The sequence below is a fragment of the Burkholderia sp. KBS0801 genome (assembly GCF_005937855.2).
GTDB lineage: Bacteria > Pseudomonadota > Gammaproteobacteria > Burkholderiales > Burkholderiaceae > Burkholderia > Burkholderia ambifaria.
Window position 1 is genome coordinate 2,309,504 of sequence record NZ_CP042177.1, and the last position, 25,727, is coordinate 2,335,230.

The following is a 25,727-nucleotide window of genomic DNA, read 5'->3' on the forward strand; positions in this document are numbered from 1 at the left end:
AGCAGACCGTTAGCGAAACAGGTTCAACGACGAGGCATGGATGACCGACATAAACCCCACGCCCCCGCGAGCCCCTCTGCTCATCAAAGAATGATGCGACGGAAATCCCCGAGCAACGCTCCGAGATACGCATTGAACCGCGCGGCTTCCGCGCCATCGATCACGCGATGGTCATACGACAGCGACAGCGGCAGCGTCAGACGCGGCACGAACTGCTTGCCGTCCCACACCGGCTTCATCTGGCCGCGCGACAACCCGAGGATCGCGACTTCCGGCGCGTTGATGATCGGCGTGAAGTTGGTGCCGCCGATCCCGCCGAGCGACGAGATCGAGAAGCAGCCGCCTTGCATCTGGTCCGGCTTCAGCTTGCCGTCGCGCGCGGCCTTCGACAGCTCGGCCATTTCCTTCGCGATGTCGACGAGGCCCTTCTTGTCCGCATCGCGGATCACCGGCACGACCAGGCCGTTCGGCGTATCGGCAGCAAAACCGACGTGGTAGTACTGCTTGAACACCAGGTTGTCGCCGTCGAGGCTCGCATTGAAGGTCGGGAACTTCTTCAGCGCGGCGACGACCGCCTTGATCACGAACGCGAGCATCGTGAACTTCACGCCCGCCTTCTCGTGCTCCTTGTTCAGCTGCACGCGCAGCGCTTCGAGCTCGGTGATGTCGGCTTCGTCATTGTTCGTGACGTGCGGGATCATCACCCAGTTGCGATGCAGGTTCGCGCCCGAGATCTTCTTGATGCGCGACAGCGGCTTCGCTTCGAACGGGCCGAACTTCGAGAAGTCGACCTTCGGCCACGGCAGCAGGTTCAGCTCGCCGCCGCCTGCCGGCGCGGCTGCAGCAGCCGGTGCCGCGCGCTGGCCCGTCATCACGCCCTTCACGAAGCCCGTGATGTCTTCCTTCGTGATGCGGCCCTTCGGACCGCTACCCTGCACGCGGGCGACTTCGACGCCGAGTTCGCGCGCGAACTTGCGCACCGACGGCGACGCGTGGCTGGCGCGATACTCGCCCGACGGTGCGGCGGCCGGAGCGGCTGCAGCCGGTGCCGGCGCAGCCTGCGCGGGTGCCGGTGCTGCGGCCGGTGCCGGCGCGGCCGGAGCCGGAGCCGGTGCGCTCGCCTGCGGCGCGGCGGCTGCCGGGGCGCCGGCGGCGTCGAGCAGCACGATCAGCGTGCCTTCCGACACCGAATCGCCGACCTTGACCTTGATTTCCTTCACGACGCCGGCGGCCGGGCTCGGCACGTCCATCGTCGCCTTGTCCGACTCGAGCGTGACGAGCGACTGCTCCTTCTCGACCGTATCGCCGACCTTCACGCCGATCTCGATCACCGGGACATCCTTGTAGTCGCCGATGTCGGGCACCTTCACCTCGAGCGTGCCGCCCGACGCTGCCGGCGCGGCGGCCGGTGCCGCTGCGGCCGGTGCTGCCGGTGCCGGTGCGGGCGCTGCCGCCGGAGCCGGGGCCGCCGCCGGCGCTGCCGCGCCATTCACCTGCGCCGCGGCGCCGCCTTCGAGCAGGATGATCAGCGAGCCTTCCGACACGGAATCGCCCACCTTGACCTTCACTTCCTTGACCGTGCCGCCTGCCGGGCTCGGCACGTCCATCGTCGCCTTGTCCGACTCGAGCGTGACGAGCGACTGCTCGGGCTCGACCGTGTCACCCGCCTTCACGAGCACCTCAATGACGGGCACGTCCTTGTAATCGCCGATATCCGGCACCTTCACTTCGATCGCTTGACTCATCTTTTTGTGTCTCCATGGCCGCGCGCGCCCCTCCCGGAAGCGGCGCGCGGCATCACACGGCGCGTGTGCGTTAAACGGTCATCGGGTTGGGCTTGGACGGATCGAGGTTGTACTTGGCGATCGCGTCCGCGACCACCTTGCGCTCGATCGTGCCTTCGTCGGCCAGCGCGTTGAGCGCGGCGACGGTGACCCAGTGACGGTCGACTTCGAAGAAGTGACGCAGCTTTTCGCGGGTGTCCGAACGACCGAAGCCGTCCGTGCCCAGCACGACGAAGCGGCGATCGATCTGACCACGGATCTGGTCGACCAGCGCGCGCACGTAGTCGGTCGATGCGATGACCGGACCCTGCGTGTCCTTCAGGCACTTCTGCACGTGCGACAGGCGACGCTCCTCGGTCGGATGGAGCAGGTTCCAGCGCTCGACATCGTGGCCTTCACGCGCGAGTTCGGTGAAGCTCGGCACGCTCCACAGGTCGGCCGCGACGCCCCAGTCGTTCTTCAGCAGGTCGGCGGCGGCGATCACTTCGTTGAAGATCGTGCCCGCGCCGAGCAGCTGCACGCGCGGCGCCTTCTGGTCGGCGTCGGCCTTCTTGAACGCGTACATGCCCTTGATGATGTCGGCCGCCACGTGCTCACCCTGCGGAATCGCCGGGTGCTCGTAGTTCTCGTTCATCACCGTGATGTAGTAGTACACGTCTTCCTGCTCCTGCACCATGCGGCGCAGACCGTCCTGGATGATCACCGCGAGCTCGTAGCCGAACGTCGGGTCGTAGCTCACGCAGTTCGGCACCGATGCCGCCCACAGGAGCGAGTGACCGTCTTCGTGCTGCAGGCCTTCGCCGTTCAGCGTCGTGCGGCCCGCGGTGCCGCCGAGCAGGAAGCCGCGCGAGCGCATGTCGCCCGCCGCCCATGCGAGGTCGCCGATCCGCTGGAAGCCGAACATCGAATAGAAGATGTAGAACGGCACCATGATCTCGCCGTGCGTCGAATACGACGTCGCCGCCGCGATCCAGTCGCACATGCCGCCCGCTTCGTTGATGCCTTCCTGCAGGATCTGGCCGGTTTCCGATTCCTTGTAGAACATCAGCTGGTCGGAATCTTCCGGCACGTATTTCTGGCCTTCCTGGTTCCAGATACCGATCTGGCGGAACAGGCCTTCCATGCCGAACGTACGCGATTCGTCCGGGACGATCGGCACGACGCGCTTGCCGAGCGCCTTGTCCTTCAACAGGATGTTCAGGACCCGCACGAACGCCATCGTCGTCGAGATCTCGCGGCCTTCGCCCGTGCCCTTCAGCAGCGGCTCGAACGCGTCGAGCGCCGGCACCGGCAGCGAGGTCGCCTTTTCGCGGCGATGCGGCAGGTAGCCGCCGAGGTCCATGCGCTTCTGGCGCATGTATTCGAGTTCCTTCGAGCCTTCCTCGAACTTCAGGTACGGCACGTCGGCGATCTGCTCGTCGGCGATCGGCAGGCGGAACTGGTCACGGAACTTCTTCAGTTGCTCGACCGGCAGCTTCTTCTGCTGGTGCGTGATGTTCATCGCCTGGCCCGACTCGCCCATCCCGTAGCCCTTGATGGTCTTCGCGAGGATGACGGTCGGCGCGCCCTTCGTGTTGGTCGCTTCGTGGAACGCCGCGTAGATCTTGTGCGGATCGTGGCCGCCACGGTTCAGCGCCCAGATGTCGTCGTCCGACCAGTCGGCGACGAGCGCCTTCAGTTCAGGCGTGTTGAAGAAGTGTTCGCGAACGAACGCGCCCGACTCCGACTTGTACGTCTGGTATTCGCCGTCGACGACTTCCATCATGCGGCGCATCAGCGCGCCCGTCTGGTCGCGTGCGAACAGCGCATCCCAGCGGCTGCCCCAGATGACCTTGATCACGTTCCAGCCGGCACCGCGGAATTCCGATTCCAGTTCCTGGATGATCTTGCCGTTGCCGCGCACCGGGCCGTCGAGACGCTGCAGGTTACAGTTGATCACGAACACCAGGTTGTCGAGCTTCTCGCGGCTCGCCATGCCGATCGCGCCGAGCGATTCCGGCTCGTCGGTCTCGCCGTCGCCGAGGAACGCCCAGACCTTGCGGCCGGCCGTCTTCGCGATGCCGCGCGATTCCAGGTACTTCATGAAGCGGGCCTGGTAGATCGCCATGATCGGGCCGAGACCCATCGACACCGTCGGGAACTGCCAGAAGTCCGGCATCAGCCACGGGTGCGGGTACGACGAGATGCCCTTGCCGTCGACTTCCTGGCGGAAGTTGTCGAGCTGCTCTTCCGACAGGCGGCCGAGCAGGAACGCGCGCGAATACACGCCCGGCGACGAGTGACCCTGCACGAACACGAGATCGCCGCCGTGCTGGTCGGACGCCGCGTGCCAGAAGTGGTTGTAGCCGACGTCATAGAGCGTCGCAGCCGACGCGAACGACGCGATGTGGCCGCCGACGTTGGTGTCCTTGCCTGCGCGCAGCACCATCGCCAGCGCGTTCCAGCGCGTGTACGAACGAATGCGGTGCTCGATGTCCTGGTCGCCCGGGATCTTCGCCTGCGCGGCGACGGGAATCGTGTTGATGTACGGGGTGTTGGCGGAGAACGGCAGGTGTTCGCCGTGCATGCGGGCGAACTCGATCTGCTTTTCGATCAGGTAGTGCGCGCGGCCGGTGCCCACGGAGGAGATCACGCCATCGAGCGACTCGAGCCACTCGACGGTTTCTTGCGGGTCGTCGTCACGTTCGGCGGCGACATACTTCATCACTTCGTTCGGTACAGCGGACATTCTCGTCTCCTGGGTCCTGGAATGTGAGGATCGCTCTCATGCAGACGACGCGACGCGACCGGCTGCGGGCAAGCTCCGACGGATTGTAATGAGCGTGGACGGGCCCGCGCAACTGAATTTTCGAATTATGAGATCTTTTCTCGTAATGCGGAATATTGCTGCGCTGCACCCATCCGCTGGGCCTCCGCGGCGCGCGCCGCGGGCACAAATCCGTTTCCGTTCAACATATCCGGTATCGGTTTTCCATGTATTGCGCTGCGCTACAATCCTGCCATGTTGACCGATCGGCTTTTCGCACGCTCGGCGCGACCGTCGGGCCCGCCGGCGGAGTCGCAGCCGTCCCGTTGGCACCACGGACCGTGGTGGTCCAACTCCTATTTGCTGACGCCGCTGCTGTCGATCCTCGTGTTCCTCGTGGTGATGAGCCTGATTCTGTGGAGCCTCAATCGCCGCGAACAGCAGCAGCAGGAAGACACGCTGTTCCGTAACGTCGCGTGGGCGCAGCAGCAGATCCGCCTGTCGATGACGGGTGCGCAGGAGCAGTTGCAGGCGCTGTCGCGCGATCTCGCGTCGGGCCGCCTCGACCAGAACGCGTTCCAAATGGCCGTCGCGGACGTGATGCAGACGCATCCGGAAATCCTCTATCTGAACTGGTACACCGCGCCGGGCGTGCAGCGCTGGCCGGCCGTGCACCCGCCGCTGCTAGGCCAGCGGCTCGCGAAGCCCGGCGACGCGCAGATGCAGGACGCCGTGCGCGGCGCGTACGACGAAGCGCGCAGCACACGCCGCCAGGCCTATTCGCCGCTGATCTACGACGACTTCGGCAACGGCTTCATCACGCTGCAGACGCCCGTGATGCGCGGCGACCGCGAATATCTCGGCTCGATCGCCGCGGTGTTCTCGGTCGAAGGGATCCTGAAGCATGACATCCCGCAGGAGTTGTCGTCGAAGTACAAGATCTCGATCACCGACTCGAACAACCGCGAGCTGTCGTCCACGTCGACGCGCCCGCGCCTGCCGCGCGACTCCCATTACGACCTGCCGCTCGATCCGCCCGGCCAGGGGCTGACCGTGCGCGTGTACGCGTTCCCGCAGCTCACGAACCTGACCAACAACACGCTCGTCTGGCTCGTCGCCGGGCTGTCGTGCTTCGTGCTGTGGAGCCTCTGGAGCCTGTGGAAGCACACGCGCCAGCGCTTCGAGGCGCAGCAGGCGCTGTACGCGGAAGCGTTCTTCCGCCGCGCGATGGAAAATTCGGTGCTGATCGGCATGCGCGTGCTCGACATGCACGGCCGCATCACGCACGTGAACCCCGCGTTCTGCCGGATGACGGGCTGGGACGAAACCGACCTGGTCGGCAAGGTCGCGCCGTTCCCGTACTGGCCGCGCGACGCGTATCCGGAAATGCAGCGCCAGCTCGACATGACGCTGCGCGGCAAGGCGCCGAGCTCGGGCTTCGAGCTACGCGTGCGGCGCAAGAACGGCACGCTGTTCCATGCGCGCCTCTACGTGTCGCCGCTGATCGACAGCTCGGGCCGCCAGACCGGCTGGATGTCGTCGATGACCGACATCACCGAGCCGAAGCGCGCCCGCGAGGAACTCGCGGCCGCGCACGAGCGCTTCACGACCGTGCTCGAAAGCCTCGACGCCGCGGTGTCGGTGCTCGCCGCCGACGAAGCCGAGCTGCTGTTTGCGAACCGCTACTACCGCCACCTGTTCGGGATTCGCCCCGACGGCCATCTCGAGCTGTCGGGCGGCGGCTTCGACCGCGCGCAGGCGTCGTCCGACTCGATCGACATGGTCGACACGTTCGCGGGCCTGCCGGCCGCCGCGCTGACGAGCAGCACGGCCGACGCGCAGGAGGTGTACGTCGAGAGCATCCAGAAGTGGTTCGAGGTGCGCCGCCAGTACATCCAGTGGGTGGACGGCCACCTCGCGCAGATGCAGATCGCGACCGACATCACGACCCGCAAGAAGGCGCAGGAACTCGCGCACCAGCAGGAAGAGAAGCTGCAGTTCACGAGCCGATTGATGACGATGGGTGAAATGGCGTCGTCGATTGCTCACGAATTGAACCAGCCGCTCGCCGCGATCAACAACTACTGCTCGGGCACGCTCGCGCTCGTGAAGAGCGGCCGCGGCACGCCCGAGACACTGCAGCCCGCACTGGAAAAGACCGCGCAGCAGGCGCTGCGCGCGGGGATGATCGTCAAGCGGATCCGCGAATTCGTGAAGCGCAGCGAGCCGAAGCGCCAGCCGGCACGCGTCGCGGACATCGTCGCCGACGCGGTCGGGCTCGCCGAAATCGAGGCCAGGAAGCGCAGGATCCGGATCGTCACGGAAATCCTCGCAAGAATGCCTATTATTTATGTCGACCCCGTGCTTATCGAGCAGGTGCTGATGAACCTGATGAAGAACGCGGCCGAGGCGATGGCCGACGTGAAGCCGCCGACGGCGGACGGCGTGATCCGCGTCGTCGCCGACATCGACGCGGGTTTCGTCGACATCCGCGTGATCGACCAGGGTCCGGGCGTCGACGAAGCAACCGCCGAACGCCTGTTCGAACCGTTTTACAGCACCAAGTCCGACGGCATGGGCATGGGGCTGAACATCTGCCGTTCGATCATCGAATCGCATCGGGGGCGTCTGTGGGTGGTCAACAATGTCGAACCGGACGGCCGCATTTCCGGCGCGACATTCCACTGCAGCCTGCCCATTGGGGAACCCGCTGATCTCGGCCAAGGGGGGCGCGAGGCATCGGCATCACATACCGTTACGGGAGAACTATGAATAGCCCTGTCACCACCACTCAGGAAACCGTCTTCGTCGTCGACGACGACGAGGCCGTACGGGACTCGCTGCGCTGGCTGCTGGAGGCGAACGGCTATCGCGTGCAATGCTTCTCGAGCGCGGAGCAGTTCCTCGATGCCTACCAGCCGGCGCAGCAGGCCGGCCAGATCGCCTGCCTGATCCTCGATGTCCGGATGTCGGGCATGAGCGGCCTCGAGCTGCAGGAGCGCCTGATCGCCGACAACGCCGCGCTGCCGATCATCTTCGTCACGGGCCACGGCGACGTGCCGATGGCCGTGTCGACGATGAAAAAGGGTGCGATGGACTTTATCGAGAAACCGTTCGACGAGGCCGAGCTGCGCAAACTCGTCGAGCGGATGCTCGACAAGGCCCGAAGCGAAAGCAAGAGCGTCCAGGAACAGCGCGCCGCGAGCGAGCGTCTGTCGAAGCTGACCGCGCGCGAGCAGCAGGTGCTCGAGCGGATCATCGCCGGCCGGCTGAACAAGCAGATCGCCGACGATCTCGGGATCAGCATCAAGACGGTCGAGGCGCACCGCGCGAACATCATGGAAAAGCTCAACGTCAACACGGTGGCCGATCTGCTGCGCCTCGCGCTGTCGAAGAAGCAGGCCTGAACGTTACGTGCGGCCGCGGGCACCTGCCCGGCCGGCCGCACCCACGCACCCTCGGGCCGCGCAATGCGGCCCACTCGCGGGGGCGCGGCCCGGCGCTTGCTCCCGGGCGCCGGCATCGCCGCCATGACGCTTTCCTTGCATTCGCTGTCGGACGACAGCAGGCGACCGGTATAATTGCGTGCTTTGCTGCGGCGTTTCGTGCGCCGCACACCCGCATTCCAACTTCCCGGCAGGACCACCACCATGACAGCCCTCCTCATCGACGGCAACGCCCTCTCGAAGACCTTGCGCACGCAGGCCGCCCAACGCGCCGCCGCCCTCACCGCCCGCGGCCACCAGCCCGGTCTCGCGGTGGTCCTCGTCGGCGCCAACCCGGCGAGCGAAGTCTATGTGCGCAACAAGATCAAGGCGTGCGAGGACAACGGCTTCTTCTCGCAGAAGGATGCGTACCCGGACACGCTGTCGGAAGCCGACCTGCTCGCGCGCATCGACGAACTGAACCGCGATCCGAAGATCCACGGCATCCTGGTCCAGCTGCCGCTGCCCGCGCACATCGACAGCCACAAGGTGCTCGAGGCGATCGCGCCCGAGAAGGACGTCGACGGCTTCCACGTCGCGAACGCCGGCGCGCTGATGACGGGCAAGCCGCTGTTCCGTCCGTGCACGCCGTACGGCGTGATGAAGATGTTCGAAGCGCATGACATCCCGCTGCAAGGCGCGAACGCGGTCGTGATCGGCCGCTCGAACATCGTCGGCAAGCCGATGGCGATGCTGCTGCTCGAAGCCGGCGCGACCGTGACGATCTGCCACAGCAAGACGCGCGACCTCGCCGCGCACACGCGGCAGGCCGACATCGTGGTCGCCGCGGTCGGCAAGCGCAACATCCTGACGGCCGACATGGTCAAGCCCGGCGCGACGGTGATCGACGTCGGCATGAACCGCGACGACGCGGGCAAGCTGTGCGGCGACGTCGACTTCGCCGGCGTGAAGGAAGTCGCCGGCCACATCACGCCGGTGCCGGGCGGCGTCGGCCCGATGACGATCACGATGCTGCTGATCAACACGATCGAAGCCGCCGAGCGCGCCGCCGCGGCCGCCTGATCGCGCTGCCTGCCCAGCCGGTGCGCATTCGCGCGCCGGCATCTCGCCGGTCGCCGTCGCGGCCGCGCGTCACACCGCCACACCCCGCCGCGTTTCGCCCAATCCGACCCCGCGTCGCGCGTATCCAATCGCGTCGTTAGAAACTAACGATTGGAAAGCGCGCGATGCGCCCCAATAATGTCGGTATCGGGCGCCGCTGCTTCGCGCCTCACCCTTTTCACCCCGGTTCATCCGGCAACAGACAGGGAGTCTTAATGTCCGCCAGCGCCAATACCAATCCGCTTCTCGATTTCTCCGGCCTGCCCCGCTTCGGCGAGATTCGTCCGGAACATGTGACGCCCGCGCTCGACACGCTGCTCGACACCGCCAACCGCGCGGTCGACACCGCGAGCGCACCCGCGACGCCGGCGACCTGGGCCACGATCGTCGAGACGGTCGAGCAGGCGACGGAGCCGCTCGGGCGCGCATGGGGCGTCGTCGGCCACCTGAACGCGGTCGCCGACACGCCGGAACTGCGGGCCGCCTACGGCGAAAACCTGCCGCGCGTGACCGAATTCTGGTCGAGCGTCGGCCAGAACCTCGCGCTGTACGAGAAGTACAAGGCGATCGCCGCGAGCGCCGAATACGCGACGCTGTCCGCCGAGCGCAAGAAGATCCTCGACAACGCGCTGCGCGATTTCCGCCTGTCGGGCGCCGAGCTGCCGGAAGACCAGAAGCCGCGCTTCGCGGAACTGCAGGAGCAGCAGGCCGCGCTGTCGAAGGCGTTCTCCGACCACGTGCTCGACGCGACCAACGCGTATGCGTACTTCGCGCAGGACGAGGCCGAACTCGCCGGCCTGCCGGGCGACGCGATCGAAGCGGCCCGCGAAGCCGCGCAGAAGGAAGGCAAGGAAGGCTGGAAATTCACGCTGCACTTCCCGTCCTACTTCCCGGTGCTGCAATACGCGGAGAACCGCGCGATGCGCGAGACGCTGTATCGCGCGTATGCGACGCGCGCGTCCGAACTCGGGCCGCAGTACGGCGGCGGCAAGGCCGAATGGGACAACACGGCGATCGTCGCCGACGAGCTGAAGCTGCGCCGTGAAGAGGCGCAGATGCTCGGCTACCGCAACTTCGCCGAAGTGTCGCTCGCGCCGAAGATGGCCGAGTCGCCGCAGCAGGTCATCGCGTTCCTCGAGGATCTCGCGACGCGCGCGCGCCCGCACGCCGACAAGGACTGGGACGAACTGCGCGCGTTCGCCGCGAAGGAACTCGGCCTGACCGAACTCGCGCCGTGGGACGTCGCGTTCGCGGCCGAGCGGCTGCGCCAGCAGCGCTACGCGTTCTCGGAAAACGAGGTCAAGCAGTACTTCCCGGAACCGGCCGTGCTGAAGGGCCTCTTCACCGTCACCGAAACGCTGTTCGGCGTGCGGATCAAGCCGGACGACGCGCCGGTCTGGCACCGGGACGTGCGCTTTTTCCGCGTCGAGAACCGCGACGGTTCGCTCGTCGCGCAGTTCTATCTCGACCTGTATGCACGCGAAGGCAAGCGCGGCGGCGCGTGGATGGACGATGCGCGGGCGCGCGCGAAGCGCGGCGGCACCGTGCAGACGCCGGTCGCGTACCTGACCTGCAACTTCTCGGCGCCGGTCGGCGGCAAGCCCGCGTGCTTCACGCACGACGAAGTCATCACGCTGTTCCATGAATTCGGCCACGGGCTGCATCACATGCTCACGCGCGTCGACGAGCTCGGCGTGTCGGGCATCAACGGCGTCGAATGGGATGCGGTCGAGCTGCCGTCGCAGTTCATGGAAAACTTCTGCTGGGAATGGGACGTGCTGTCGTCGATGTCGTCGCACATCGATACCGGCGCGTCGCTGCCGCGCGAGCTGTTCGACAAGATGATCGCCGCGAAGAACTTCCAGAGCGGCCTCGGCACGCTGCGCCAGATCGTGTTCTCGATGTTCGACATGCTGCTGCACGTCGACTTCGACCCGGCCGGCGCGACCGGCGTGAACGCGTTCGCGCGCGAGATCAACGAGCGCTACCACGTGATCCCGCAGGCAGCGTTCTCGCGCTGGCCGAACACGTTCAGCCACATTTTCGCGGGCGGCTATGCGGCCGGCTACTACAGCTACAAGTGGGCCGAGGTGCTGTCGGCCGACGCGTACGCGGCATTCGAGGAAGCGGCTGCCACCAGCGGCAGCGTGCTCGACGCGGCGACCGGCACGCGCTATCGCCGCGAGATCCTCGAAGTCGGCGGCAGCCGCCCGGCGATGGATTCGTTCAAGGCGTTCCGCGGCCGCGAGCCGGAAATCGACGCGCTGCTGCGCCACAACGGGATGGCCTCCGCCGCGCACTGAGCACGCGCTGGCCGGCTCCGCCCGCAGCATCGGAAGGCACCGCTTCGGCGGTAATGCCGTTCAGTTAAGCGACTGAACGGCATTTTTGTTTTTGGGAGGAGTGGTTGTAAACGGTGCGCAGAGGTGTTAACTTCTGGCGCGATGCTTTCCAGCCACCTCACCTATCTAAGTGCAGCCCAACAGCCCACGCCGGACCTGAGCCGGCTGGCGGAACATTTGCCGCAAGAATGGATCGAGCATGCGATCGAGGCGACGGGCACCGCGAGTATCCGCCGTCGGCGCTTGCCGGCCGAACAAGTGGTTTGGCTGGTGATTGCCTTGGCCATGTACCGGCACTGGTCGATCAATGAGGTACTCGACAGTCTCGATCTGGCGCTGCCCAACGAGGTCGTCCCCTTCGTCAGCAAGAGTGCCGTGGCGCAGGCGCGCCAGCGTATTGGCGAAGCGCCGCTGGCGTGGCTGTTCGAACGGACAGCCTGGGCGTGGACCACGCAGGACGCGGCACGCCATGCATTCAAGGGATTGAGTCTATGGGCGATGGACGGCACCACGCTGCGCACGGCCGACAGCCCGGCCAATCGTGAGCACTTTGGCGCGCAACGCTATGCCAGCGGCAAGGTCGCCAGTTACCCGCAGGTGCGGGCCGTGACGCTGACTGCCATTCCGACGCATCTGGTGGCCGATATCAACTTCGGCGCTTATGGCACCAACGAAATGGTGTACGCCCAGGATCTGCTGCCGCAGATACCGGACAATTCACTGACGGTATTCGACAAGGGCTTTCTGGCCGCTCGGATCTTGTGCGGCCTGACGATGAATGGGCACAACCGCCACTTCCTGATTCCGGCCAAATCCCATACCCGATGGGACGTGATCGACGGCACGCCGGACGATGCGACAGTACGCATGCGCGTGTCCCCGCAGGCGCGCAAACAATCTCCCGAACTGCCGGAGTTCTGGCAGGTCCGTGCGATTCGCACCATCGATGCGCGCGGGCGCGAACGCGTGCTGCTGACCTCGCTGGATGATCGCCAACGCTTCAAACCGGCCGATATCGTCGCCTGCTATGGGCGCCGCTGGCAAATCGAAACCAGCTACCGAGAATTGAAGCAGTCGATGCTCGGTGCGGAGCTGAGCTTGCGTAGCCGGACCGTCGAAGGGGTCTATCAGGAGATCTGGGGCGCATTGATTGCCTACAATCTGATTCGCCGCGAGATGGCCACTGCCGCATGGCAGGCGAAACTCGATCCGACCGACATCAGCTTCGTACGGGCATTGCACGTCTTTCAGCACGAAATGATGTGGGCTGCCGTCACCCCGGCCTTCGGCAAGATACCGGCGTGGCTCGACCGCCTGCACGCTCGCCTTGCGTTCGAGACCGTGGAAAAACAACGGGGGCGTGAATGCCCCCGTGTGGTTAAAGCTCGCCCCAAGCGTTACGCCGTTCGGCACATCACTGTCCCTTAACTGAACGGCATTACCGCTTCGGCGGTGCCTTTTTTCATGGCGCGGGGGGTTCGGCATTGGTGGCGTTGGCGTTGGCAGCGTTACCGGCGGCGTCAGCACGGTCGGCTTCATCGTCGAACAACGAGAACTGCCCACGCCGCTCGGCCGTGTCCTCATCGATGCGCACCCCGACGCCCAGCAGCCGCACGGCCTGCGCGCGCCGCTGCAGCCCCTTCGCGAGCAGCGTGACCGCCGTCTGCGCATTCGTCGCGTCGGCCACGCATTCGACCGTCGTGCGCTGGAAATCGGCGAAGCGGATCTTCACGTACAGCTTGCGGATCGCGCGCGCCGCACCCGCACGCGCGATCCGCGCGTCGAGCTGCACGACGAGGCGGCGGATCTCGTCCGCGCACTGCTCGAGCGTCGTCAGGTCGGTCACATAGGTCGTCTCGACGCTGACTGACTTGCGCTCCTGGTCGGCCTGCACCGGCCGCTCGTCGATCCCGCGCGCCAGCTGGTACAGCCGCCGACCGAACGCGCCGAAGTCGCGATGCAGATCGATCAGCGACCAGTCGCGCAACTGCGCGCAGGTCTGAATGCCCAGCCGCTCGAGCCGCGCGGCCGTCACCTTGCCGACGCCGTGCAGCTTGCGCACCGGCAGCGCCGCGACGAACGCATCGACTTCATGCGGACGCACGACGAACAGGCCGTCGGGCTTGTTCCAGTCGGACGCGATCTTCGCGATGAACTTGTTCGGCGCGACGCCAGCCGACACCGTCACGCCCACCGTGTCGTACACACGCTGGCGAATCTCCCGCGCGATCAGCGTCGCGCTGCCCTGGCACAGTTCGGAGCCGCTGACGTCGAGATAAGCCTCGTCGAGCGACAGCGGCTCGACGTCGTGCGTGTAATCGCGATAGATCGCCATGATCTGCCGCGATGCCGCGCGGTACTTGTCCATCGCGGACGGCAGGATCAGGAGGTCCGGACACTTGCGCATCGCCAGCGCCGACGACATCGCCGAATGCACGCCGTAGCGCCGCGCCTCGTAGTTGCAGGTCGCGATCACGCCGCGCTGGTCGGGCCGGCCGCCGACCGCGAGCGGCCGGTTGCGCAGCGACGGGTCGTCGCGCATTTCCACCGATGCGTAAAAGCAGTCGCAGTCGCAATGGATGATCTTGCGCACGCGCGGCGGCGCGTCGCCAGGCGGCGGCTCGCGCGGAGAATCGGCAGGCGGGATGATGGTCGGATTCACGGTGCCGATACTGTACAAAAACACAGTGCCGGTTTCAACTGTCGCGTACCGCCTTGTTCGGTCGCCCCGTACCGGCGCGCTTCGCACGGATCGTACCGCCCGCGCGTACGGGGCGGCCCCTATACTCGTCTGCCACGACATACGAAACGCACAGGTGACGGATGAAGACGATCGGACTGATCGGCGGGATGAGCTGGGAATCGTCGGCGGAGTACTACCGGATGATCAATCGCCATTCGAAGGCGCTGCACGGCGGCCATCACAACGCGAAGAGCGTGCTGGTCACGGTCGATTTCGCCGAGATCGAAGCGCTGCAGCGCGCGCAGGACTGGGTCGCGCTCGGCGAACGGATGGCCGATGCCGCGCGTCAGCTCGAAGCGGCCGGCGCCGATCTCGTCGTGCTGACGACCAACACGATGCACCGCGTACACGACGCGATCGAAGCGGCGGTCGCGCTGCCGTTCCTGCACATCGCCGATCCGACCGGCGCCGCGCTGCGCGCCGCGGGCGTCGAGCGCGTCGCGCTGCTCGGCACGCGCTACACGATGGAGTTGCCGTTCTATGCGGAGCGCCTGCGTGACAAGTTCGGCCTCGACGTGCTGGTGCCGGACGAAGCCGCGCGCAACGACGTGCACCGGATCATCTACGACGAGCTGTGTCACGGCGTGATCGATGCGGCGTCGCGCGCAACCTACGTGGCGATCATCGATGAACTGGCGAAACGGGGCGCGCAAGCCGTGATTCTCGGCTGCACGGAAATCACGCTGCTGATCGGCGCGGCCGATTCGCCGCTGCCCGTATTCGATACGACTGCGCTGCATGCGAAGGCGGCGGTTGAGTGGGCGGCGCGCTGACCATCACGCGCCGCCGCACGGCGAACCTCGGCCGGAGGGCTGCGCGCTCGCCGGCCACCCTCACCGCGATTTGATGGCCGGATTATTCCACGCGGCATGAATCATTATCTTGCCCGTCACATCGCGTCGTGCCCGACGCCCCGCTCTCCCCCGCGCCACGTGGCCCGCGGGAACGGTCCGCGAATCGGGCGACGCGTGTTGCGCGGCGTCGCCGCTTCAATTGGTTATTCATTGGTAATAAAGTGGGCGCAAATTGGTATTCGGGTGGCATCGCTGCAATCGGTGCTGCTCGTGCGCTCTCTTTTCCACCAACGGGAAACCGGAACATGAAACGACTCAAGTCCACGGTCGCTGCGATGCTCGCCATGTCGACCATGCTCGGCGCACACGCCGACCCCACCATCCACGCGTCGGCCTCGACGACGCCCAACGGCGGTTTCGATCGCATGACGTGGGACATTACACCGGAGGTCGTACCGACCACGATCAACGCCAGTTACTACTGGGCCACCCAGGTGTCGTCCGAACATGGCAGCCACGCGATCTACACCGGCATCCAGCCGCGCACCAAAAGCACCAACGTCGTGATCTTCAGCGCGTTCGGCACCGGCACGACGCCGCTGTCGGCGAATTGCCGCGGCGGCGCCGACGGCGGCTCGGGCACCTCGTGCTCGATCGGCTATGCGTGGAAAACGGGCCATGCCTACCGGCTGCAAATGGTCCATGCGCAGGGCAATCGCGCCGACGGACGCTCGACCATCGAAGGCTTCATCACGGACGTCGCAACCGGCGTCACGACCCCGACCGGCAGCATCGCGGTGCCGGCAGACTGGGGTGGACTGTCGAACAGCGCTTCCGTGTTCGACGAGTTCTTCCCGTTCAACAGCGCGTCGAGCGACCCGATGCAGCGGCCGTGCGTGCCGTACGTACGCTACACGACGTCGCTGCCGCATTTCTATTTGAAGGACGTCGACTACCCGACGACCGAACGGTCGATCCGGCTGAATACAGGCAAGGACAAATGCGCGGCGCTGACCGGCACGCCGAACGCGCGGGCCACGCTCGTCAACACGTCGACTTACCTGATCGAGAACGGCTTCCTGCCGGGGAGCCCCGGCGCGCCGAAATGACATTCGGACGCTGAAAACAAAAAACCCGGCACGAGGCCGGGTTCCTGTCGACGAAGCGCGCATCGGTCATATGCGCTGCACATCGTCTGGTGTGCTTGGTTGCGGGGGTAGGATTTGAACCTACGACCTTCGGGTTATGAGCCCGACGAGCTGCCAGACTGCTCCACCCCGCGTCAGAGAAATAAATTATAGGGTGAGGAAGTACTCACGTCAATACCTTTGTCACAATTTCTTCGCGGGCCGCTGATATCGCGATGCGCGGTGCGTGCTTCGCATCGCGTGTCGCGCGCGTTCGCGCCCCGTGCTCGCGGTAAGATGGCGGCCTTCGCATTCACCCCGCACGCATTCCCGTTCATGAAAATCGCCACCTGGAACGTCAATTCGCTCAACGTCCGCAAGCAGCACGTGCTCGACTGGATCGCGCACAGCGGAACCGACGTGCTGTGCCTGCAGGAACTGAAGCTGCCGGACGAGAAATATCCGCGCGCCGATCTCGAGGCCATCGGCTACCGCAGCTGGTTCACGGGCCAGCGGACCTACAACGGCGTCGCGATCCTCGCGCGCGACACGCTCGCCGTCGACGAATCGGACATCGTGCGCAACATTCCCGGCTTCGACGATCCGCAGCAGCGCGTGATCGCCGTGACGGTCGAAGGCGTGCGCATCGTGTCCGCGTATTTCCCGAACGGCCAGTCGCCCGACTCCGACAAGTTCGTCTACAAGATGCAGTGGCTCGATGCGCTGCATGCGTGGCTGAGCGCCGAGATGCAGCGCTATCCGAAGCTCGCGCTGCTCGGCGACTACAACATCGCGCCGGAAGACCGCGACGTGCACGATCCCGCGAAATGGGAAGGCCAGAACCTCGTGTCGCCGCAGGAGCGCGCGCATTTCGCGAAGCTGCTCGAGCTCGGCTTCGTCGATGCGTTCCGCCGTTTCGAGCAGCCGGAGAAGACCTTCACGTGGTGGGACTACCGGATGCTCGCGTTCCGCCGCAACGCGGGGCTGCGCATCGACCACATCCTGCTGTCGCCGGCGCTCGCCGCCAACTGCACGTCGTGCGAAGTCGACCGCCTGCCGCGCACGTGGGAACAGCCGTCCGACCACACGCCCGTCGTCGCGGTCGTCTGCTGAGCACCCCGCCCGCTCGTGCCCGCGCTCAACCGCGCGCGGGCCCGAGATGGGCCCACAGGAAGCCGAATTCCGCCGCATCCGCTTCGGCACGCTCCAGATCGTCGGCGCTGCCGTGGCCACCGTCCGTGTTCTCCCAGTACCACACCCGTTCGTGTCCGAGCGCATGCATGCGCGCGGCCATCTTGCGCGCATGCGCGGGATGCACGCGGTCGTCGCGCGTCGACGTCGTCAGCAGCAGCGGCGGATACACGACCCCTTCGCGCACGCGGTGATACGGAGAATAGGCGGCCAGCGCCGCGCCCTCGCGCGAATCGTCCGGATCGCCGTATTCGTCGAGCCACGCGGCGCCCGCATGCAGCTTCGGATATCGCCGCATGTCGAGCAGCGGTACGCGGCACAGCACCGCGCCGAACAGCTCCGGACGCTGCACCATGCACGCGCCGACCAGCAGCCCGCCGTTGCTGCCGCCCTCGATGCCGAGCTGCGCGGCCGTGGTCACGCCGCTGCGGATCAGATCCTCGGCCACCGCGATGAAGTCGTCGAACGCACGCTGCCGATGCTCGCGCTGCGCGTCGACGTGCCAGCCCGGCCCGAATTCGCCGCCGCCGCGGATGTGCGCGAACACCGCGACACCGCCGCGTTCGAGCCATGCGATGCCCAGTGCATCGCTATAGCCCGGCAGGTTCGGAATCGCGAAGCCGCCATAGCCTGACAGCAGGCAGGGACGCGCGACGCGGGTGACGCCATCGGGGTGATCGAGCCCATCGAGTGCGTCACGCGGCCCGATCAGCGTGTACGGCACGACCGTGCCGTCGGGCGAGCGGGCATTGGCACGACGCACGACGAGCCCGGCCGCATCGAACCGCACCGGCGGCCGGTCGAGCAGCACGCGGCGCGACGCGGCATCGTCCGCGCGATCGGCCAGATCGGCAAGCCAGCATTCGGGCGGATCGAGATAGGTGTCGACGTCGACGTACACATCGTCGTTCAGCGTCGACTCGACCGGCTCGAGGTCGACTTGCGCGTCGCCCGGCCACTCGAATGGCCGCGCGTGCCACGTCCATGCGCCGTCCTCGCCCTGGCGCGGCTGCCACAGCATCGTGCGGTTTTGCACGTCGTCGAGCCAGCTCGCGATCAGCATCGTGCGGGTATGCGTCCATGTGCATGCGGACGTCGACGGCCGCGGCTCGAACAGCGTCGTGAGCTCACGCGCGCCGGCGAGGAACGCCTGCTCGCGGATCGCGAGCAGCGAGCCGCCCGCGTGACGCACGCCGCCGCAGTCCCAGTCGAGTCGCGGCTCCAGCACGAGCCAGCCCTCCCAGAAGCCGACCTCGACATGTGTCGGCACGTCGTAGCGCACCCACTCGCCAGCGTCGTTCAACCAGTACGCGTGTGCGTCGAAAAAATCGACGCTGCGCCACGCGACGTGGCGGCCGTCGATCGGATCGAACGCCGCGCCCGCGCTGATGTCGTCGGGTTCGCCGCGAAACACGACCGGCGCGTCGGCAAGCGGCGTGCCGCGTACCCAGCGGCGCGCGTCGTACGGGTAGCCGGCCGCGGTCGCGTGCGCTTCGCCGCGATCCCAGCTCACGTAGACGGTATCGCGGTCGATCCAGCCGACCGTGTGATGCCCGGGCTCGTCGATCGTGAACCCGTCGTCGACGAAACAGCGCTGCACGAGATCGAACTCGCGCACGACGACCGCGTCGGCGCCGCCCGGCGACAGCGACAGCAGCGCGCGGTCGCCGTCCGGGTACAGGATCGCGTCCTGCTCGAACACCCACGACTCGCCCTCTTGCGCGCCGAGCGCGTCGACGTCGAGCAGCGTTTCCCACTCGGGCCGGCCCGCGCGCCAGTCGTCCCAGCGGGCGCGGCGCCACAATCCCTTCGGGTGGAGATCGTCCTGCCACAGGTCGTACGCCCACTCGCGCCAGCGGGTCGGAATCACCGGGCGTTCGCGCGGCAGATACGCCTGTGCGAGCCGCGCGGTGAGCGCACGATACGCATCGTCGTCGCGCAGCGCGACACGCGTGCGCGCGTTCTGCTCGTCGACCCACGCGCGGGCGCGCTTGCTGTCGAGCGATTCGAGAAAACGGAAGGGATCGGCCCCGGCGGGCCAGCGGAAGGAATCGGACATGACGGATCGCATGTCTAGGCCAGATTCAAATGTCCGCTTCCCAGCTAAGTTGAAATGTCCGGGTTTGCGGGCTTGAGGTGTGTTTCTCTTGGGTTACAGATCACGCAGTGTCGAAGAGTGGATCCTGAACGGGCAGGGTGCTTACGCTTGCGTCGCTGTCCCTTGCAGACCGACGGCCAGGTTTGCGTGCGGGCTGTTGGTTCTGTCTGCGTTCAGCGAGATCCACGATCACTTTCTCGACGTCGGCCTGCGTGAACTCACGCTGCTTCTTTTTGTTCGGCTGAGAGGTGTTGCGGTTCGTCTTGGTCGAGTCGCCTCGATGCGTTCTGGATGGAGCTTTACCGATCCTGCTGTTATCGCGTTGCGCCTGGATCGCCTGAGCAACCTGGAGCACATGACTCAGGCGCTTGTGTTCGATAACAGCGGCTTGATCGATCTCGGCCAGCCGGTCGTACTGCCTGCAGAACAACACGCGACCCTCTGTTCGGAGTTCGATGCGCCCGTCCGGGTACTCCCAAACCTCAATCGTTCGATCGATCAGCTTCCGATTCTCCGGCGTATCGTCCAGCAAATACATCACTCGGTCGTACTGCACCGTCAGCGACTTCGTGACTTTCCGCGGCTCGCGCCACGTCAGCACCAAGTCGAGATTCTCATCGGCGCGCAGCGGCCGGTGTGCATTGAAGTCGCTCTTCGGCGGCTTTGCGAAGCGCGCGTTGTAAGCAGCCATGAAGGAGGGCGCGTAAGCGTTAGCGTCGGCCACCGTGTTGATCCCGCGTAGTCGCATCTCCTTGACCAAGCGATCCTGTAACGTCAGATGTGCTCGCTCGACTCGCCCCTTGGCCGGACTACTGTTTGCGCAAAACGTGTCGATGTTCAGCTCGTACATCGCTCGACCGAAATGCGTCACCCGATTACCAGTCTTGCCCGGCGTTGTATTGCGGAACACGCTGTACTTGTCGCTATAGAACGCACTCGGCTTGCCGTGGCGCTCGATGTACGCACGCGTCGCCTCGAAGTAGCTGAACGTCGATTCGGTCTGCGTGAAGTGCAGCCCCATCAGCCGGCTCGTCGCGTCGTCCACATACACCAGCAGCGTGCAGGCCGGCGCCCGTTCCTCGAACCACCGATGATCGCAGCCGTCGATCTGGATCAGTTCGCCCAGGCACGCGCGTCGTGCTCGCGGCTGATAGACCTTGGGCGGGCGTTGCCGGCGCGGCACCCATAGGCCAGCGTCGGTCATCAGCTTGCGAACCGTTTCCTTGGCCAGCCGAATGTCGTGGCATTCGTACAGCTTCTCGCAGGCCAACGTCGGTCCGAAATCGGCGTAGCGATCCCGGATGATCGACAGCACCCGATCAGTCATCATGCTATCCAGTCGGTTGTTGCTGGGCTTCGTGCGCCGTTGCGACACGAGACCTTGCGGCCCGTGCTCACGCAATCGGCCGACCAGTCGCCGGATCTGCCGCGTCGTCAACCCGAGTCGTTCGGCCGCGCGCCACGGCTGGAGCTTACCGTCCGCCACGTCCTGAATGACCTTGAACCTGTCCAGCTCGCACATCGTCATCGTGATCCGTTCCGTTGCAGCCATCGAAGCCTCCAGCGCTGGATTCCCAGCGGCCGGTCAGCTTACGATGGGTCGAAAAGCGGACATTTGAACTTAGCCAGAAGCGGACATTACAACTTAGCCGCTACATCGCACGTGACGGCAAACCGAGATTATGTCCGATCGCGGCATGCGCGATGCCCGCGCATGCCGCGACGGCGGCTCAAGGCTCCAGGTGCAGTTCCTGGATCTTGCGCGTGATCGTGTTGCGGCCGATGCCGAGCCGCTCCGCCGCCTCGACCTTGCGGCCGCGCGTGAAGTCGAGGGCCTCGCGGATCACGGCCGCCTCGAAGCGGCGCGCGAGCTCGTCCATCACGTCGGCCGAGTTCTCGCGCAACAGCCGCGCGACTTCGGTGCGCAGCCCGTTTTCCCACATCGGATAGCCGGCCGGCGCGCCGTTCGGCGCGGCCGCGACGGGCGCCGCCGTCAACGGCGCCGTACCGGCCGCCGGCGGCACGCGCAGCGTGTCGCCACCGCCAATGCTCGCGCCGCCGTGCGCATCGATGCCATCGGCCGTCGCAGTCACCGGCGAGCCTGCCGGCACGAGGTCGGGCGGCAGGTCCTTGATCTCGACCGTCTGCGCGGGCGCCATCACGGTCAGCCAGTTCGCGAGATTCTCGAGCTGCCGCACGTTGCCGGGGAACGACAACGACGTCAGGTACGCCAGCGCATCGTCGGACACGCGCTTGGGCTCGACGCCGAGATCGCGCGCACTCTTCTGCAGAAAGTGGCGCGTGAGCAGCGCGATGTCCTCGCTGCGTTCGCGCAGCGGCGGCAGCCGCAGCCGGATCACGTTGAGCCGGTGGTAAAGGTCCTCGCGGAACAGTCCCTGGCGCACGCGCGACTCGAGATTCTGGTGCGTCGCGGCGATCACGCGCACGTTCGCGCGCAGCGGGTTGTGGCCGCCCACGCGATAGAACTGCCCGTCCGACAGCACGCGCAACAGGCGTGTCTGCAGGTCGAACGGCATGTCGCCGATTTCGTCGAGGAACAGCGTGCCGTTCTCGGCCTGTTCGAAGCGGCCCTGGCGGGTCGTCTGCGCGCCGGTGAACGCGCCGCGTTCATGACCGAACAGTTCGGATTCGAGCAGGTCCTTCGGAATCGCCGCGGTGTTCAGCGCGATGAACGGTCCGTTCGCGCGCGGGCTGTGCCGGTGCAGCGCCCGCGCGACGAGCTCCTTGCCGGTGCCCGATTCGCCGGTGATCAGCACGGTCGCGGCCGAATGCGACAGGCGGCCGATCGCGCGGAACATGTCCTGCATCGCGGGCGCCTGGCCGAGCATCTCGGGCGCTTCGGCCACGCGCTCGTCCTGCGGCGCGCCGCCGCGCAGGCTTTCCTCGACCGCGCGGCGGATCAGCTCCACCGCCTTGTCGACGTCGAACGGCTTCGCGAGATATTCGAACGCGCCGCCCTGGAACGCCGCGACGGCGCTGTCGAGATCGGAGAACGCCGTCATGATGATGACGGGCAGGTCCGGTAGACGCTCGTGCACCGCCTGCAGCAATTCGAGGCCGGAGCCGCCCGGCATCCGGATGTCGGATACGAGCACCTGAGGCGTCTCGTGGTCGAGCGCGGCCAGCGCGTCGCGCACGTTCGCGAAACTCTTCGTCGCGAAGCTGTCCCGGGCGAGTGCCTTTTCGAGCACCCAGCGGATCGATTGGTCGTCGTCTACTATCCAGATCGGCTTCATAGGTCGGTCAGTATTGGTGAATCCGGTGAATCGCCATACCGCCGCTCAATGGTCGAGCGGCAGCAGGATCTGAAATTCGGTACGTCCCGGCCGGCTCTCGACCTCGATCATCCCGTCGTGCTGCTGCACGAAGGTCTGCGCGAGCGTGAGGCCAAGGCCGCTGCCGTCGTCGCGCCCGGACACGAGCGGATAGAAGATCCGGTCGCGGATCTCTTCCGGAATGCCGGGCCCGTTGTCGACTACATGCAAGTCCAGTGCCAACTTGTACAGTCGCTTCGCGACCGTCACCTTGCGCGCGACGCGCGTGCGCAGCTCGATCTTCGCGTCGCCCTGCGCGATCCGTTCGCGCAGCGCCTGCGCGGCGTTGCGCACGATGTTCAGCAGCGCCTGGATCAACTGCTCCTTGTCGCCGCGCAGGTCGGGCACGCTGACGTCGTAGTCGCGCTCGATCGTGAGGCCGCGCGGAAATTCCGCGAGCATCACCGCGCGCACGCGTTCGCACACTTCATGAATGTTCACGTCGCCGACGATATGCGGATGCCGGTGCGGCTCCAGCAAGCGGTCGACGAGCGTCTGCAGGCGGTCGGACTCCTTGATGATCACCTGCGTGTATTCGCGCAGCTCGCCGCGCTCGCGCTCGCTCAGCTCGAATTCGAGCAGCTGGGCTGCGCCGCGAATGCCGCCGAGCGGGTTCTTGATCTCGTGCGCGAGATTGCGGATCAGTTGCTTGTTGACCGCGGTGAGGTCGTGGATCCGTTCCTCGCGATCGGTGCGTGACTGCCGTTCGTTCTCGAACAGTTCGACGAGCACGAAATCGGGCGCGGTCTCGAGGAAGCCGACGATCGCATGCACGTGCAGCGCCTCGTGGCCGGGCCGGTCGAGCACCGTGTCGAGATGCGTCGCGTGAAAGCGCTCCTGGCCGATCGCGGTGATCGTCGCCGCGAGCTCGTTCGCGTTCGGAAAAATCTCGCCCCACGGCCGCTGCGCGAGCTGCCGCCGCGAGATGTCGAGCATCGCCTCCGCGGACGGGTTCGCGAACGCGACCCTGAGCGTCTTGCGGTCGAGCACGATCACGACCGTCGGCAGTGCCTCCAGCCCCGCAAGCAGGCCCGAGCGCGCGAGCCGCTCGTCTTCCGTCAGTCGCTCGGGCTGCCCCGTCTTCGCCTTGATCAGATTTTTCAGAGCCATCTTGCGTATCGTCGCGCCTCACCGGGTGGGAACATGAAAATTTGCGGAACAAAAAAGGGACGGCTGGACGCCGTCCCCTTTCAGACTCCGCGGTTCCCGCCGCAGGCCGCGCGACGGGAACGAACCGGCATGACGGCGCTCACTCGAAGCGCCATCGCCGATTACAGCGAGTAGTACATCTCGAACTCGATCGGATGCGTCGTCATGCGGAACTTCGCCAGCTCCTGCTCCTTCAGCGCGAGGTACGCGTCGAGCATGCTGTCGGTGAACACGCCGCCGCGCGTCAGGAACTCGCGATCCTTGTCGAGCGCTTCCAGTGCCTGGTCGAGACCCGCGCAGACGGTCGGGATCTTTGCATCCTCTTCCGGCGGCAGGTCGTACAGGTTCTTGTCCGCGGCTTCGCCCGGATGGATCTTGTTCTGGATCCCGTCGAGGCCGGCCATCATCAGCGCCGTGAAGCAGAGGTACGGGTTCGCCATCGGATCCGGGAAACGCGTTTCGATACGGCGGCCCTTCGGGTTCGACACGTGCGGAATGCGGATCGATGCCGAGCGGTTACGCGCCGAGTAAGCGAGCTTGACCGGTGCTTCGAAGTGCGGGACCAGACGCTTGTACGAGTTCGTCGTCGGGTTCGTGATCGCGTTCAGTGCACGGGCGTGCTTGATGATGCCGCCGATGTAGAACAGCGCCAGTTCCGACAGGCCGGCATAGCCGTTGCCCGCGAACAGGTTCTGGCCGTCCTTCCAGATCGACTGGTGAACGTGCATGCCCGAACCGTTGTCGCCGACGACCGGCTTCGGCATGAACGTCGCCGTCTTGCCGTACGAGTGCGCGACGTTGTGGATGATGTACTTCGACCATTGCGTCCAGTCGGCGCGCTGAACCAGCGTCGAGAACTTCGTGCCGATTTCGTTCTGGCCCTGGCCCGCCACTTCGTGGTGGTGCACTTCGACCGGGATGCCGAGCTGTTCGAGCAGCAGGCACATTTCCGAACGCATGTCCTGGAACGTGTCGACCGGCGCGACCGGGAAATAGCCGCCCTTCGTGCCCGGACGATGGCCCGTGTTGCCGCCTTCGAATTCCTTGCCTGCCGACCACGGTGCTTCTTCGGAGTTGATCTTCACGAAGCAGCCCGACATGTCCGTGTTCCACTGGACCGAGTCGAAAATGAAGAATTCCGGTTCCGGACCGAAGTAGGCCGTGTCGCCGATGCCCGTGCTCTTCAGGTACGCTTCGCCGCGTTTCGCGAGCGAACGCGGATCGCGCTCGTAGCCCTTGCCGTCGGCCGGCTCGACCACGTCGCAGGTCAGCACGAGCGTCGACTCTTCATAGAACGGATCGATGAAGGCAGCGCTCGGGTCCGGCATGAGCAGCATGTCCGACGCCTCGATGCCCTTCCAGCCGGCGATCGACGAGCCGTCGAATGCATGGCCGCTTTCGAACTTGTCTTCGTCAAACGCCGAAACCGGCACCGACACGTGCTGTTCCTTGCCGCGCGTATCCGTGAAGCGGAAATCGACAAACTTGACGTCCTCGTCCTTCACGAGCTGCATGACGTCGGCGACGGTTTTACTCATAACCTCTTCTCCTGATTGAACAATTCCGGCGGACTGGGAACCGCCTCGTTTACCGAGCTGCCCGGAGTCTGGCTTTGGCGCAGCGCGCCCCGGGTCGACCGAATTCTATATAGCAGCAACCGTGCCAGCCATGCACAGATGCGACATGAATCGCGCCAGCCCGCGCCACCACGGGGCCCTGCTGCGCGATTGCGGGGCCGGGCGCCGCACCGGGGGCCGCGCAATCGCACTGAAATGGTGCAATCTCCGGAGGGCACAGGCGCAACTGAATCATTGTGGTGCATACGTACCATTCTGCACTCTTTTGGTGAGCACGGAGCGGTGCATGCGCGG

16 protein-coding genes, 1 tRNA gene and 1 pseudogene are annotated in these 25,727 nt (G+C 65.8%); 8 read left to right on the forward strand and 10 right to left on the reverse strand.

All coding sequences use genetic code 11. The annotated features are described in order from the left end of the window. Positions 1-83 precede the first annotated feature (83 nt). From aceF to FFI87_RS35345, 3 genes and pseudogenes are all read right to left on the reverse strand, one after another. On the reverse strand, positions 84-1,745 hold the full coding sequence (gene aceF / locus FFI87_RS10965) for a dihydrolipoyllysine-residue acetyltransferase (RefSeq protein WP_138847466.1): 1,662 nt from the start codon (positions 1,743-1,745) through the stop codon (positions 84-86). Positions 1,746-1,815: 70 nt separating this feature from the next. Further along, positions 1,816-4,512 (reverse strand): pyruvate dehydrogenase (acetyl-transferring), homodimeric type, encoded by a 2,697-nt coding sequence (aceE, locus tag FFI87_RS10970; RefSeq protein ID WP_138847465.1) that lies wholly within the window; start codon positions 4,510-4,512, stop codon positions 1,816-1,818. Positions 4,513-4,648: 136 nt separating this feature from the next. Further along, positions 4,649-4,866: pseudogene (locus FFI87_RS35345) on the reverse strand (hypothetical protein); the annotation flags it as partial. Here FFI87_RS35345 and fixL point away from each other — a divergent pair. The 5 genes from fixL to FFI87_RS11000 all read left to right on the forward strand — a co-directional run bounded on the left by fixL (position 4,786) and on the right by FFI87_RS11000 (position 12,847). After that, positions 4,786-7,302 carry an oxygen sensor histidine kinase FixL gene (gene fixL, locus FFI87_RS10980; protein ID WP_012364227.1) on the forward strand — a complete coding sequence of 839 codons (2,517 nt, stop codon included), beginning with the start codon at positions 4,786-4,788 and terminating at the stop codon, positions 7,300-7,302. The pseudogene FFI87_RS35345 and the gene fixL sit on opposite strands and share 81 nt — an antisense overlap. Beyond that, entirely contained in the window at positions 7,299-7,937 is a 639-nt protein-coding gene (gene fixJ, locus FFI87_RS10985; RefSeq protein ID WP_006493245.1) for an oxygen response regulator transcription factor FixJ, read from the forward strand. Before fixL ends, fixJ begins: the two co-directional genes overlap by 4 nt. A 243-nt stretch (positions 7,938-8,180) precedes the next feature. Next, positions 8,181-9,038, forward strand: coding sequence for a bifunctional methylenetetrahydrofolate dehydrogenase/methenyltetrahydrofolate cyclohydrolase FolD (folD, locus tag FFI87_RS10990; RefSeq protein ID WP_138847464.1), 858 nt, complete (start codon positions 8,181-8,183; stop codon positions 9,036-9,038). Between the two features lie 254 nt (positions 9,039-9,292). Further along, a complete protein-coding gene (locus tag FFI87_RS10995) occupies positions 9,293-11,380 on the forward strand; it encodes a M3 family metallopeptidase (protein WP_012364229.1) in 2,088 nt (695 codons plus the stop codon). A gap of 141 nt (positions 11,381-11,521) precedes the next feature. Next, positions 11,522-12,847 (forward strand): IS4 family transposase, encoded by a 1,326-nt coding sequence (locus FFI87_RS11000; RefSeq protein ID WP_138847259.1) that lies wholly within the window; start codon positions 11,522-11,524, stop codon positions 12,845-12,847. Between the two features lie 34 nt (positions 12,848-12,881). Here FFI87_RS11000 and dinB read toward each other — a convergent pair whose 3' ends face one another. Further along, a complete protein-coding gene (gene dinB, locus FFI87_RS11005; protein WP_012364230.1) occupies positions 12,882-14,105 on the reverse strand; it encodes a DNA polymerase IV in 1,224 nt (407 codons plus the stop codon). A gap of 137 nt (positions 14,106-14,242) precedes the next feature. Between dinB and FFI87_RS11010 the strand changes: the two genes are divergently transcribed. Further along, the gene (locus FFI87_RS11010; RefSeq protein ID WP_138847463.1) at positions 14,243-14,935 is read left to right on the forward strand and encodes an aspartate/glutamate racemase family protein; all 693 of its coding nucleotides are present in this window, start codon (positions 14,243-14,245) and stop codon (positions 14,933-14,935) included. A 326-nt stretch (positions 14,936-15,261) separates the two neighbouring features. Continuing rightward, on the forward strand, positions 15,262-16,065 hold the full coding sequence (locus FFI87_RS11015) for a DUF3472 domain-containing protein (protein WP_138847462.1): 804 nt from the start codon (positions 15,262-15,264) through the stop codon (positions 16,063-16,065). Positions 16,066-16,161: 96 nt separating this feature from the next. Here the strand turns inward: FFI87_RS11015 and FFI87_RS11020 are convergent. Continuing rightward, positions 16,162-16,238 (reverse strand) — tRNA-Met (locus FFI87_RS11020). A 181-nt stretch (positions 16,239-16,419) separates the two neighbouring features. Between FFI87_RS11020 and xth the strand changes: the two genes are divergently transcribed. After that, positions 16,420-17,196, forward strand: a complete 777-nt coding sequence (xth, locus tag FFI87_RS11025; RefSeq protein ID WP_192718664.1) for an exodeoxyribonuclease III — start codon at positions 16,420-16,422, stop codon at positions 17,194-17,196. A gap of 25 nt (positions 17,197-17,221) precedes the next feature. Here the strand turns inward: xth and FFI87_RS11030 are convergent, their stop codons facing one another. The 5 genes from FFI87_RS11030 to glnA all read right to left on the reverse strand — a co-directional run bounded on the left by FFI87_RS11030 (position 17,222) and on the right by glnA (position 25,394). Next, positions 17,222-19,333: a prolyl oligopeptidase family serine peptidase gene (locus FFI87_RS11030; protein WP_138847461.1), complete on the reverse strand. Its 2,112-nt coding sequence runs from the start codon at positions 19,331-19,333 to the stop codon at positions 17,222-17,224. Between the two features lie 100 nt (positions 19,334-19,433). Continuing rightward, the gene (locus FFI87_RS11035) at positions 19,434-20,924 is read right to left on the reverse strand and encodes an ISNCY family transposase (RefSeq protein WP_138847460.1); all 1,491 of its coding nucleotides are present in this window, start codon (positions 20,922-20,924) and stop codon (positions 19,434-19,436) included. 178 nt (positions 20,925-21,102) lie between these two features. Further along, positions 21,103-22,629 (reverse strand): nitrogen regulation protein NR(I), encoded by a 1,527-nt coding sequence (ntrC, locus tag FFI87_RS11040; RefSeq protein WP_138847459.1) that lies wholly within the window; start codon positions 22,627-22,629, stop codon positions 21,103-21,105. 45 nt (positions 22,630-22,674) lie between these two features. After that, positions 22,675-23,817, reverse strand: a complete 1,143-nt coding sequence (glnL, locus tag FFI87_RS11045; RefSeq protein ID WP_011657397.1) for a nitrogen regulation protein NR(II) — start codon at positions 23,815-23,817, stop codon at positions 22,675-22,677. Positions 23,818-23,978: 161 nt separating this feature from the next. Continuing rightward, positions 23,979-25,394: a type I glutamate--ammonia ligase gene (gene glnA, locus FFI87_RS11050; protein WP_012364236.1), complete on the reverse strand. Its 1,416-nt coding sequence runs from the start codon at positions 25,392-25,394 to the stop codon at positions 23,979-23,981. Positions 25,395-25,727: the final 333 nt, after the last annotated feature.

What these genes read in the sequence shown, in the direction of transcription:
- FFI87_RS11030 (WP_138847461.1), bottom strand. Translation starts at nt 19,333, where the DNA reads ATGTCCGATTCCTTCCGCTGGCCCGCCGGGGCCGATCCCTTCCGTTTT.
- FFI87_RS11015 (WP_138847462.1), top strand. Translation starts at nt 15,262, where the DNA reads ATGAAACGACTCAAGTCCACGGTCGCTGCGATGCTCGCCATGTCGACC.
- glnA (WP_012364236.1), bottom strand. Translation starts at nt 25,394, where the DNA reads ATGAGTAAAACCGTCGCCGACGTCATGCAGCTCGTGAAGGACGAGGAC.
- FFI87_RS10995 (WP_012364229.1), top strand. Translation starts at nt 9,293, where the DNA reads ATGTCCGCCAGCGCCAATACCAATCCGCTTCTCGATTTCTCCGGCCTG.
- FFI87_RS11000 (WP_138847259.1), top strand. Translation starts at nt 11,522, where the DNA reads ATGCTTTCCAGCCACCTCACCTATCTAAGTGCAGCCCAACAGCCCACG.
- aceE (WP_138847465.1), bottom strand. Translation starts at nt 4,512, where the DNA reads ATGTCCGCTGTACCGAACGAAGTGATGAAGTATGTCGCCGCCGAACGT.
- ntrC (WP_138847459.1), bottom strand. Translation starts at nt 22,629, where the DNA reads ATGAAGCCGATCTGGATAGTAGACGACGACCAATCGATCCGCTGGGTG.
- glnL (WP_011657397.1), bottom strand. Translation starts at nt 23,817, where the DNA reads ATGGCTCTGAAAAATCTGATCAAGGCGAAGACGGGGCAGCCCGAGCGA.
- FFI87_RS11010 (WP_138847463.1), top strand. Translation starts at nt 14,243, where the DNA reads ATGAAGACGATCGGACTGATCGGCGGGATGAGCTGGGAATCGTCGGCG.
- folD (WP_138847464.1), top strand. Translation starts at nt 8,181, where the DNA reads ATGACAGCCCTCCTCATCGACGGCAACGCCCTCTCGAAGACCTTGCGC.
- aceF (WP_138847466.1), bottom strand. Translation starts at nt 1,745, where the DNA reads ATGAGTCAAGCGATCGAAGTGAAGGTGCCGGATATCGGCGATTACAAG.
- fixJ (WP_006493245.1), top strand. Translation starts at nt 7,299, where the DNA reads ATGAATAGCCCTGTCACCACCACTCAGGAAACCGTCTTCGTCGTCGAC.
- FFI87_RS11035 (WP_138847460.1), bottom strand. Translation starts at nt 20,924, where the DNA reads ATGGCTGCAACGGAACGGATCACGATGACGATGTGCGAGCTGGACAGG.
- fixL (WP_012364227.1), top strand. Translation starts at nt 4,786, where the DNA reads ATGTTGACCGATCGGCTTTTCGCACGCTCGGCGCGACCGTCGGGCCCG.
- xth (WP_192718664.1), top strand. Translation starts at nt 16,420, where the DNA reads ATGAAAATCGCCACCTGGAACGTCAATTCGCTCAACGTCCGCAAGCAG.